This is a genomic window from Stenotrophomonas maltophilia group sp. Smal17, from assembly GCF_030237045.1.
Taxonomy (GTDB): Bacteria; Pseudomonadota; Gammaproteobacteria; order Xanthomonadales; family Xanthomonadaceae; genus Stenotrophomonas; species Stenotrophomonas forensis.
Genome location: NZ_JASJSU010000048.1, coordinates 22,014 through 32,857, shown reverse-complemented (window position 1 = coordinate 32,857; position 10,844 = coordinate 22,014). Strand labels below are relative to the sequence as shown.

The window sequence follows — 10,844 nt, the reverse complement described above, 5'->3', positions numbered from 1 at the left end:
CCCCCCCCCCCCCCCCACCCCGCCTTCGACAGTTCCCCGCGAGGTGCCGGAACGGCACGAGCTGCTCTTGGCGGGTGTCGACCTTAGGTGCTCTTGGCAAGTGTCGACCTCAGCTGCTCTTGGTGGGTGTCGACCTTGGTCGACACGCTCTGGTCGGCATGGGGCCGGATGCCGTTGCTTCACAGCGGGCTCCGCGCGGCCGGGCTCGCTCTCGGCCGTGGGCGCTGGTCATCGCAATGACATGTGCTGCCGGTACGGTTTGAACCCGCTTGCTGGTCGCGCGGGCCGGGGTTCCGGTCGTGCCGCGCGTGCACTGCAGCTGCTGTCGCTGCCGAGGGTCATGTGTTCTACGTCAGGGGGCTGAATGGACACCATGCGGTCAGAACTTGGAGGGTGGCCATCGCCGCATGGCTGCTGTTGTCCTTCGCGGCCGCCGCACAGGACGGTGTTCATGCCTACGACATCCCGGCGCAGCCGCTGGAGCTGGCCGTCGAGCGCTTCAGTGTCATCAGCGGGTGGTCGGTGATGTATCCGGGTGACCTTGCCGCAGGGCGCAGCAGCCATGCGCTGCGTGCCAGCCTGCCGCCGTTGCCTGCGCTGCAGGCGCTGCTGCAGGACACCGGCATCGAGGCAGAGGTGATCGGCGAGCAGCGCGTGGTGCTGCGCCGGGGCGCGCAATCCGCGAATGAAATGACGAGCGGCAGCGAACCTGCCGACGCCGAGCGGCGCCGTCGCTATGGCGATGTGCAGCAGCGCCTGCGCGAGGCGTTCTGTGACGACCCGGGCATCGCGCCGGGCCGCTATGCAGCAACGCTGCGCTTCCGCATTGACAGCGACGGCCAGGTGCACGCGCCCGAGATGGTATCCGGCAGTGGCAATGCAGGCCGCGACGCACGCCTGCTGCAGGCGCTGGCGCAGCTGGTGCTGGCGCTCGATGCCGCCGCGCTGCCGCAGCCGGTGACGCTGCAGATCCGACCTTCCGGCATCGACCACGACTGTGGCCGGCGCTCGCCCCTTCCATGACTTCAAGGATTCGAACATGAGCAACGGTACGGCTGGGGCAGTTGACCTGATGGACCACCTTCTGGGGGCCTATGACGAGCTGAAGCGGCGCCTGGTGCGCAAGCTGGGCTCGGAAGAGCTGGCAGGCGACGCGCTGCAGGATACCTGGATGCGCCTGAGCGCCCGCCGCGATCGGCTGGACGCGGTGCAGAACCCGGCGGCCTACCTGCTGCGCATGGCGATGAACACCGTGATCGACCGCCAACGCGCCGACCATCGGCTGCTGAGCCTGGATGAGGTGGATGCGCTGATGGACCTGGCCGATCCGGCGCCGGGCCCGGCGCAGGCCGCGGAACTGGACTTCGCGTTGCAGGACATGGTCGCCCTGCTGCAGCGCATGCCCGAGCGCCGCCGCCGCATCCTGCTGGCCATCCGCGTCGATGGCCTGCAGCAGCGGGACGTGGCCGAGCACCTGGGCGTGTCGCTGCGATTGGTGCAGCGCGAACTGAAGGCGGCCCAGGACTACCTGGCCGAGCGCAGCGGGCAGGGGCGCCAGGTGCGGTTCTGAGCGCCGGCATCCGTCTACACTTTGACGCCGAGCAGAACCCCGCAGCGTGCGGGTCCGGCATGAGCCCCCATGGACGCTGACGATCGCCCGCAACGCCCGCTGGATGCCGTCGAGCGTCAGGCGCATGCGTGGGTGGTGCGGCTGACCTCGGGCGAGGCCACCGCCGCCGATGGGCGCAGGTTCCGCGCGTGGTGCGACGCCGATCCCCGCCATCGAGAGGCCTTCGGCCGTGCACGGCGGCAGTGGGACCAGGTGCGGCTGGCGGGCGAACAGCTGCCGGCCGAGGCACGCCAGCCGGTCGCACCGGGCCGTGCACAGCGCTGGAGCCGGCGTGCCTTCCTTGGCGCTGCCATTGCCGCGCCGGCCAGCCTGGTGGTGGTCGCCGCGATCCGCCCGCCGCTGGGCCTGTGGCCACCGGTCACGGCAATGGCCGCCGATTTCCACACCGGCACTGGCGAGCGCCTGCAGATCACGCCGGTGCCGCAGCTGAAGATCGATCTGGATACGCAGAGCAGCCTGCGCCGCCGCGCCGCCGCCGATGGCGAGGGCTTTGAACTGGTGCAGGGACAGGCCGCGATCGAAACCCGGGCCGGGCTGCGCCTGGCGTTGTTTGCCGGGCCGGGCTGCGTGATCGCCGACGAAGGCGCGGTGCGCCTGGACGTGCGCAACACCCACGGCCAGGTGCGGGTCACCTGCCTGCACGGCAGCGCCCGCATCGAGCACCCGCAGGGCCGCCTGCAGCTGCAGGCGGGGCAGCAGACCCGCTACGACGAGCGCCTCAGTGGCGTGGTGGCCGAGGCGGTGGCCTCGGAGGTGAGCGCCTGGACCGAGGGCATGCTGGTGTTCCGCCGTGCACCGCTGCGTGAGGTGGTGGACGAGATCAACCGCTATCGCCGCGGCAGGATCGTGCTGGGTGAATCGGCGTTGGCACGTGCGCCGGTCAGCGGCCGCTTCCGCATCGATGATCCCGACGCGGCCCTTGAACAGCTGCGACAGTCGATGTCGCTGGATCTGCGTCGCTTTCCGGGTGGCATCGCCGTCCTTGGTTAGATGATGACGCTGGCCCCGCGCTTCACGCAGGGCCGTTGCAAGCAAGGAGATGCCAAGGGTGCGCAACGAGACCATCGGTGTGCTGGATCTGCGTCGCAATCTGTCGGCGTTGCTGGAGACCACGCAACGACGACCGTTGATGGTGCATCGCTATGGATCACCGTGGGTGTGCGTGGTCTCCGAAGCGCAATGGCAGCAGCAGGCGGTGCTGCTGGAGTTCGATCCGCAATCGCATCCGTTGGCGATGCTGCTGCGCCTGCAGCAGCAGGTACTTCCGCTGCCAGAGACGGGTGCGCTGGCGCCCGCGGCGATGGCAAGGGCGCTGCTGCTGATGGGTATGTACGCAATCGATGAGCTGGCGCAGCTGCACGACCAGGTGCAGCATCATCGGCTGTGGCACTGGTTTGTGGCCGGAGGCCATGGCGTGATGGAGGGCTGGCAGCTTTCGCCGTTGCGCGTTGCGATGGCGTCATGGCTGGATGACGTGGCGATGACCGATGCGCTGGCGGCCTTCGCGCAACGCAGCGAGGTGGCCGTGCTGGCGCGTCGCTGTGGCGGCGACGTGCCGCGCCTGGAGCGCGAAGCCTGCAGGCGGATGACGCTGCGATGACGCCGATGAGGAAGCGCTACGCAGCGCACAGAGAGGCATTTGCGCTGTCGCTTCATCCGCCCTGCCGACGTCTTCCCTGAGTACGGCGCATCACGCGTCGCGGAGCGCAGGCGATGCCGATGGCAGACAGTCGCAGTGTCACCATGCTGGAACTGGACCGGCACCTGAGCCAGTCGCTGGAGCAGGCACGGCATGCGCCGGTGAACGTGCAACGCTATGGACGCTCGTGGGTATGGGTGCTGTCCAGCGACGCGTGGGCGGATGCTGCGCGTTGGGCAGCGCTGGACAGCAGCGCGCATCCGTTGTTGGCCCTGCGCAGGGTGCTTGATGTGCAGTTGCGGCCCTGGCCCGAGACTGTCATGAACCTGCTGCCGTTTGATGCGGGCGCTACGCGCGCGCTGCAACGCGCCGCGTTGCTGGTGGTGCTGCGCGATCTGAACAGCGCGCAGCGGGTGTTCGATGATCTGCGCTACCACCAGGCCTATCGGCTGTTTGTCGGCCTCGGTCACGGCACGGCATGGTCGTCGATGCAGTGCGTGCGGCTGCTGCAGGCATGCGCGCAGTCGCTGCTGCGTGCATGCATTGAAGACACGCTGGGCGAAATTCCTGCGCCGCTGCTGGAGGCCGCGCGCGTGCCTGCAGGGCGCACAGTGCCGCTGCAGGTGCAGGCGCAGCGAATAGCAGGCGGATGTTTATCGTACTGACACATGCACCGCTGACCATGGCGCAGCGGTCTCTTCCAGGATGACAGGGGCGGAACAATGGCAAGGCAGGTTCGTGGTCGCTGGGCACGGCAGCAGGGTTTCAGCCTGATCGAGATCATGGTGGTGGTGGTGATCATCGGCATCCTCGCCGCCTTGATCGTGCCGCGCTTGATGGATCGCCCCGACCAGGCGCGCGTGGTGGCGGCGCGGCAGGATATCGCTGCGTTGATGCAGGCATTGAAGCTGTTCAAGCTGGACAACGGACGCTACCCCACTGCCGAGCAGGGGCTGAAGGCACTGGTGACGCCACCGCAGGGCGGCGGCGCAATGCCGGTGACGCCCTATCTGGACCGCCTGCCGAATGACCCGTGGGGCCATCCCTACCAGTACCAGATTCCCGGCACCCACGGCGACATCGATGTGTTCTCGCTGGGTGCGGACAGCAAGCCGGGCGGCGATGCCGGCAACGCGGACATCGGCTCCTGGCAGCTGTGAGGCGCGCAGATGGCAGCCCGGGTGCGTTCGGTGTCATGCGCCGGCCAGCGTGGCATGGCGGTGATCGTGGCGATGCTGGTGGTGGCGTTGGTGGCGGTGATCGCCACCGCGCTGCTCACCCGGCAGTCGGCGCAGCTGCGCATGCTGCGCGGCGACCAGCTGCGTGCGCAGGTGCGCATGACCGTGGACGCCTCGCTGGAGCGCGCGGCACAGCAGCTGCGTGAAGACGCGCGCGAGCAGGTGACGACGGTGCGCGGCGGGCGCTGGGCGCGGCCGCTGCAATCGCAGGTGCCGCTTCCGGTACAGCTGCAACTGGTCGATGCGCAATCGATGTTCAACCTGCGCAATCTGCTGGCACAGGGCAAGCCGGACCCGGACGCACGGCACGCGTTCATCGCCCTGTGCGCCGGGCAGGGGCTGGGGCAGGGCGCCTGCGCCGCTGCGGCCGAGCACATACAGGTGCGCCTGCGCGATGGCGACCTCCAGGCGCAGGCGCCACTGCCGCGCGAATCATTGATCGAGCAGGCCTTTGCGGGGTCGGATCCGCTGGCCGTGCAGGCGCTGGCGCGGCGCACCGTGGTGCTGCCGGCGCAGACCCTGGTCAATGCCAACACCAGCGATCTGAGCGTGCTGCAGGCGGTCACGCCCGAGGTCGAGCGGGGGCGCCTGCAGGCGCTGCTCGGGGAGCGTGACGGTGGCCACTGGCTGCTCAATCGCGGTGACATCGCCAATCGACTCCAACTGAGCAGCGCGCAGATGGCCCAGGTGCCCCTTGGCATTCATAGTGAGTGGTTTCTCGCCGTCGGCCAGGTACAGGCCGACGGCCAGGCGGTCGACTTCCGGGCACTGATCTGGCGTGAGTACCGCGATGACGGTGTGCGCGTGCAACGCGTGTGGACGAGGATCGGCGCATGAGCATGCAGTTGAGGATCTGCCTGCCACCGCTGGAGCGCCTGCGCACCGACAATGAGGTCGATTGGGCGCTGCTGCACAAGGGCGCCGTGCAGGCGCATGGTCGCGGGACGCTGATGACACTGGGCCAGCGCCATCCACAGGCCGAGGTGCTGGCCTGCCTCGATCCGCACGATCTGATCCTGCTGGAGCTGCAGCTGCCGCCACTGACCGGGCGCAGGCTGCAGGCTGCATTGCAGGGCGAAGTGGAGGCGATGCTGCTGGACGACCTGCAGGAGGTGGCCCTGGCGCACGGCGCGCAGGCCGATGACGGCAGCGTGCCGGTCGCCTGGCTGGGCCAGCAGGCGATGGTGCAGGCACAGCAGCTGCTGGAAGCGTTCGGCCTGCGGCTGCGCGCACTGTACCCGACGCCGCTGCTGCTGCCGTGGAACGGCGGGGAAGCGACGCTGTGGGCCTGCGGTGAGCACCTGCTGGTGCGCAGCGGGCGTGACCGGGGCGGCGTGCAGTGGTGTGGCGGGCGTGACGCAGGCGCGGTCATGCAGGCGCTGGCGGCGCGGCTGCAGCAGTCCGGCGTACAGGCCGTGCAGTGGATCGGCAGCGTTCCGGCAGGATGGCCGGAAAGCCTGCCTGCAACGGCGGTCGCGCACCAACTGCAGGCCTGCGGACCGCTGCCGGGGTGGTCTCTGCCTCTGCCCAGTGCGGCCCGGAAGCGGCCGCGGCTGGCGATCGGGCTGGCATTGGCCGCGGTGCTGCTGGCGGCACTGGGCCTGCAGCTGCAGGTTTCGCGTTGGCGCAGCGAGGGCGAGGCGCTGCAGCAGGACATGGCGCGGCAGTTCAGCGCGCGCTTCCCCGAGATCACCGATGTGGTGGACCCGGTGCTGCAGGCGCGGCGTGCGCTGGCCGCACCAGCGCCGATGCCGTCGTTGCCGGCGGTGCAGCGGCAGGTGGCCAGAACGCTGCAGGCGATTCCGGAACTGGGCGGCCAGGTTCGCGGCCTGCATTACCAGCCGGGGCAGCTGGACCTTGAACTGGACCCCGATGTGCAGGCGCTGGCCGACGACGCGCAACGGCTGCAGCAGTGGCAGCAGGCAGCCCAGGCGCAGGGCCTGGAGCTGGCACGCGCGAACGATGGGCGCCTGCGCGTGAGCGGGGGCGACCGGTGACCACACCGACCCTGCGCCGGGGTGCGGGCCTGGCAGGCCTGCAGCAGCGCTGGCAGCGCCTGCCGCCTCGCGACCGGTTGATGCTCGGCGTGATGATGGGTGCGCTGCTGATGGCAGGCCTGTGGTCGTTCTGGCTGGAGCCGCTGCTGAAGCAGCGTACGCACTGGCAGGCGGAACTGCCGCGACTGCAGGCACAGGCCAGCGCACTGGCGCCGCTGCTGCGCGCCCGCGAGCGCCAGCAGCAGGCCCGGGATCAACGCCCGACGCTGGCCGGGCTGCGCGAACGGATCCGGTCCGCCGGGCTCGCCGAAGGACTGCATATCGAAGCACGCGACGGGCGCTGGCACCTGCAGGTGCAGGGCGTGCCCGCCGACGCGCTGTGGAACTGGCTGCTGCCGGTGCTGGCTGATCCGGCCATCGAACTGCAGCAGCTGCAACTGACACGTACAGGGGATGCGAACATGCCGGCGGCACGGATTACCGGAAACATCGTGATGGCACCCGTTGCGGGTGGACATTCATGAGAGCGATGCGCAGTCTTGCCTGCAGCAGCGCGCTGGCCCTGATCGTGGGCATGGCGCATGTTCCGGCTGTGGTGCTGGCGCAGGACGCCCGCGATGAACCGGTACAGTTGAACCTGGTGGATACCGATATCGGTGGCGTGCTGCGCATGGCAGCGCGCTTCACCGGCCGCCAGTTCCTGGTCGATCCGCGGGTGACCGGCAAGATGACCGTGGTCTCCGAGGGGCCGGTCAGCCGTACCCAGGCCTACCAGCTGCTGCTGGGTGCGTTGCGCATGCGTGGCTTCGCCGTGGTCGAGAACGGTGGGGTGAGCCGGGTGGTGCCACAGGCCGACGCCAAGCTGCTCGGCGGACGCGTCGGTGCGGGTGGCGCCGGCGGCGAGGTGACCACGCGAACCTTCGCGCTGCGCTACGAGAATGCGGCTGCACTGGTGGCGGTGCTGCGGCCGATGATCAGCCCGGACAACCCGATCACGGCCAACCCGGGCAACAACACCCTGGTGATCACCGACTACGCCGACAACCTGGAGCGCATTGCGCGGGTGATCGCCAGCGTGGATACGCCGGCTGGCATGGACACCGATGTGGTCAAGCTGCAGCAGGGCATCGCGGTGGACGTGGCGGCGATGGTGGCGCCGCTGCTGGATGCACAAGGCGCCGAGCCGAGCCAGAAGGTGGTGGTGATGGCCGATCCGCGCAGCAACAGCGTCCTGCTGCGCTCCAGCAGCCCCGGTCGCACGCGCCTGGCGCGGCAGTTGGTGGAGAAGCTGGACAAGGCCCAGGACGAGTCCGGCAACCTGCACGTGGTGTATCTGCGCAACGCCCAGGCCAACCAGCTGGCCGGGGTTCTGCGCGGCGTGGTGGCCGGGCAGAGCGATGCACCGGCAATGGGCAGCAACGAAGGCATCACGCCGCTGCCCGGCGATGCCAGCCGCAGCACGCCGTCACAACCGTCGCAGGCGCAGGCGCAACAGGCAAAGGCCGGCGGCAATGCGCTGGAATCACAACGGCTTGATCCCAACCGCCGCGACCCGATCGAGGCCGGCAGTACCGGCTTCAGCCAGAACGGCATCTCGGTGCAGGCCGACGTGGCAACCAACACGCTGCTGATCTCGGCGCCCGAGCCGGTGTACCGCAACCTGCGGCGGGTGATCGACCAGCTTGACCAGCGCCGCGCGCAGGTGCTGGTGGAAAGCCTGATCGTGGAGGTCAACCAGACCGACGCGGCCGAACTGGGCGTGCAATGGATGCTGGGCAATGGCCGCATCTTCGGTGGCACCCACTTCGGCGGCACCACCGGTGGCAGCGGACTGAACACCGGCGCGCGCACCACCCTGGACGTGCTGCCCAAGGATGGCCTGAAGATCGGTGTCATCGACGGCACCATCAACCTGCCGGGGGTCGGCCAGATCCTCAACATGAAGGCACTGGCCAATGCGCTGCAGAGCCGGGGCGGTGCCAACATTCTGTCCACGCCCAACCTGATGACCCTGGACAATGAGGCGGCCAGCATCATGGTCGGCCAGACCGTGCCGTTCGTCAGCGGTCGTTACGTGACCGACGGCGGGGGCGGCAGCAACAACCCGTTCCAGACCATCGTCCGCGAGGACGTCGGCCTGAAGCTGCGCGTGCGCCCACAGATTTCGGAGGGCGGCACGGTGAAGCTGGACATCTACCAGGAAGTCAGCAGCATCGACGCGCAGAGCGCGAGCAGCACGGCCGGCATCATCACCAACAAGCGTGCACTGGACACCAGCGTGCTGCTGGACGATGGCCAGATCATGGTGCTCGGTGGGCTGCTGGAAGACAGCGTCAGCCATGGTCGCGATGCGGTGCCGGGGCTGGGAAAGATCCCGGTGCTGGGGGCGCTGTTCCGCAGCGATACGCGCAAGCGCGCCAAGACCAACCTGATGGTGTTCCTGCGCCCGCACGTGGTGCGCGACCCGGCCGCCGGCCAGCGTCTGACCCGTGACCGCTACGACTACATGCGCAACGCGCAGGCCGGTGCGCAGCCGGCACAGAGCTGGGCACTACCCGCGCTTTCCGCGCCGCAGCTGCCGCCGCAGGATCTGTCCGTGCTGGGCCAGGGCAATGCGCGCGATGGCCAGGGCCAGCCGTTGCAGAACAGCAGCCTGGCGGCGCTGTATCCGGCAGGCGAGGGTGATGCACAGCTGGTGCAGTTCGCGCAGGGGCTGGACGTGGCACGCGCCAGCCAGGGCGTGGCGCAGGCACGGGCGCTGGGATTGCAGGCCTATGCCGAGGCCACGCCGGGCGGGAATGGGCAGCGCCTGCGGGTGCGGCTGCCACGCGATCCCTCGAAGCTGGACCCGGCCTTGCAGCAGCTGCGCGGGCTGGGCTACACGCCGGAACTGGTGATCGGTCCGTGAGCACGACCGCGCCGTTGCCGTATGCCTGGGTGCGCAGCCATGGCGTGATGCTGGCCGAGGCCGGCGGCGAGCCGGTGCTGCTGGGCACTGCCGAAACCGCCGCCTGGGCAGTGGCCGAACTGCGCCGCCGGCATGGCCCGCTGCCGTTCCAGGCGCTGGATGCCGCCGCATGGCAGCAACGGCTGGGGGAGCAGTATCGCGACGGCGGCGATGCCGCAGCGGTGGTCGGTGCCGCTGAAAGCGAAGTGGATCTGGACCGCCTGATGCAGGACATGCCGGAAGTCACCGATCTGCTGGACGCGCAGGACGACGCGCCAGTGATCCGGATGATCAACGCGCTGCTGGCGCAGGCCGCACGCGATGGTGCCAGCGACCTGCACATCGAGCCGTTCGAGACCCATTCGGTGGTGCGCTACCGGGTGGATGGCACCCTGCGTGACATGGTGCAGCCACGCCGTGCACTGCATGCGGCGCTGGTGTCGCGCATCAAGATCATGGCGCACCTGGATATCGCCGAGAAGCGCCTGCCGCAGGACGGCCGCATCGCGATCCGGGTCGGTGGCCGGCCACTGGACATCCGCGTGTCCACGGTGCCGACCGGACATGGCGAGCGCGCTGTGCTGCGCCTGCTGGAAAAGGATGCCGGCCGCCTGCAGCTGCAGCGGCTCGGCATGGCCGACGACACCCTGGCGACCTTCACCGGGTTGATCCGGCAACCGCATGGCATCGTGCTGGTGACCGGCCCGACCGGCAGCGGCAAGACCACCTCGCTGTACGCCGCGCTGGGCCAGCTCGACAGCAGCACCAGCAACATCCTGACCGTGGAAGACCCGGTGGAGTACGACTTCGCGGGTATCGGCCAGATCCAGGTCAATGCGCGCATCGGCATGAGTTTCGGCACCGCGCTGCGCGCGATCCTGCGCCAGGACCCGGATACGATCATGATCGGCGAGATCCGCGACCTGGAAACCGCGCAGATCGCGGTGCAGTCATCGCTGACCGGCCATGGCGTGCTGGCCTCGCTGCACACCAACGACGCGATCTCGGCGGTGACCCGCCTGGCCGACATGGGTGTGGAGCCGTTCCTGCTGGCCTCTTCGCTGCGCGGCGTCCTGGCGCAGCGGCTGGTGCGGCGCTTGTGCACCCAGTGCCGGCGTGCAGAGGTGGATGGCGAGGGCCGTACCGTGTGGCGCGCGGTGGGCTGCGCGGCGTGCGCGAACAGCGGCTATCGCGGGCGCACCGGTATCCATGAACTGTTCGTGGTCGACGAGAGCGTGCGCGCCCTGATCCACGAAGGGCAGGGTGAGCCTGCGCTGCGGGAGGCGGCGCGGCGTGCCGGCATGCGCAACCTGCGCGAGGATGGCCAGCGCTGGGTTGACAGTGGCGTGACTACGCTGGAAGAGATCCTGCGCGTTACCGGCGACGCCTGAGG

At 69.3% G+C, this 10,844-nt stretch carries 11 protein-coding genes; all 11 read left to right on the top strand.

Annotation, left to right across the window (positions count from 1 at the left end; all coding sequences use genetic code 11):
- The first annotated feature begins 342 nt into the window (after positions 1-342).
- The 11 genes from QRO93_RS13545 to gspE all read left to right on the top strand — a co-directional run bounded on the left by QRO93_RS13545 (position 343) and on the right by gspE (position 10,842).
- Positions 343-1,023: a TonB C-terminal domain-containing protein gene (locus QRO93_RS13545; RefSeq protein WP_053449926.1), complete on the top strand. Its 681-nt coding sequence runs from the start codon at positions 343-345 to the stop codon at positions 1,021-1,023.
- 16 nt (positions 1,024-1,039) lie between these two features.
- Positions 1,040-1,570 carry an RNA polymerase sigma factor gene (locus QRO93_RS13540; protein ID WP_006449274.1) on the top strand — a complete coding sequence of 177 codons (531 nt, stop codon included), beginning with the start codon at positions 1,040-1,042 and terminating at the stop codon, positions 1,568-1,570.
- A 69-nt stretch (positions 1,571-1,639) separates the two neighbouring features.
- Positions 1,640-2,620: a DUF4880 domain-containing protein gene (locus QRO93_RS13535; protein ID WP_180878660.1), complete on the top strand. Its 981-nt coding sequence runs from the start codon at positions 1,640-1,642 to the stop codon at positions 2,618-2,620.
- A gap of 58 nt (positions 2,621-2,678) precedes the next feature.
- The gene (locus QRO93_RS13530) at positions 2,679-3,230 is read left to right on the top strand and encodes a hypothetical protein (protein WP_049457019.1); all 552 of its coding nucleotides are present in this window, start codon (positions 2,679-2,681) and stop codon (positions 3,228-3,230) included.
- 119 nt (positions 3,231-3,349) lie between these two features.
- Entirely contained in the window at positions 3,350-3,934 is a 585-nt protein-coding gene (locus QRO93_RS13525) for a hypothetical protein (protein ID WP_258010888.1), read from the top strand.
- Between the two features lie 57 nt (positions 3,935-3,991).
- Positions 3,992-4,429: a type II secretion system major pseudopilin GspG gene (gene gspG / locus QRO93_RS13520; protein ID WP_006449266.1), complete on the top strand. Its 438-nt coding sequence runs from the start codon at positions 3,992-3,994 to the stop codon at positions 4,427-4,429.
- A gap of 9 nt (positions 4,430-4,438) precedes the next feature.
- Positions 4,439-5,344: a type II secretion system minor pseudopilin GspK gene (gene gspK, locus QRO93_RS13515; RefSeq protein WP_180878659.1), complete on the top strand. Its 906-nt coding sequence runs from the start codon at positions 4,439-4,441 to the stop codon at positions 5,342-5,344.
- Positions 5,341-6,504, top strand: a complete 1,164-nt coding sequence (gspL, locus tag QRO93_RS13510) for a type II secretion system protein GspL (RefSeq protein WP_180878658.1) — start codon at positions 5,341-5,343, stop codon at positions 6,502-6,504. Before gspK ends, gspL begins: the two co-directional genes overlap by 4 nt.
- Entirely contained in the window at positions 6,501-7,028 is a 528-nt protein-coding gene (gene gspM, locus QRO93_RS13505) for a type II secretion system protein GspM (protein ID WP_180878657.1), read from the top strand. The genes gspL and gspM overlap by 4 nt, the downstream gene beginning before the upstream one ends.
- Entirely contained in the window at positions 7,025-9,412 is a 2,388-nt protein-coding gene (gspD, locus tag QRO93_RS13500) for a type II secretion system secretin GspD (RefSeq protein ID WP_180878656.1), read from the top strand. The genes gspM and gspD overlap by 4 nt, the downstream gene beginning before the upstream one ends.
- Positions 9,409-10,842 (top strand): type II secretion system ATPase GspE, encoded by a 1,434-nt coding sequence (gene gspE, locus QRO93_RS13495; protein ID WP_180878655.1) that lies wholly within the window; start codon positions 9,409-9,411, stop codon positions 10,840-10,842. Before gspD ends, gspE begins: the two co-directional genes overlap by 4 nt.
- Positions 10,843-10,844 lie beyond the last annotated feature (2 nt).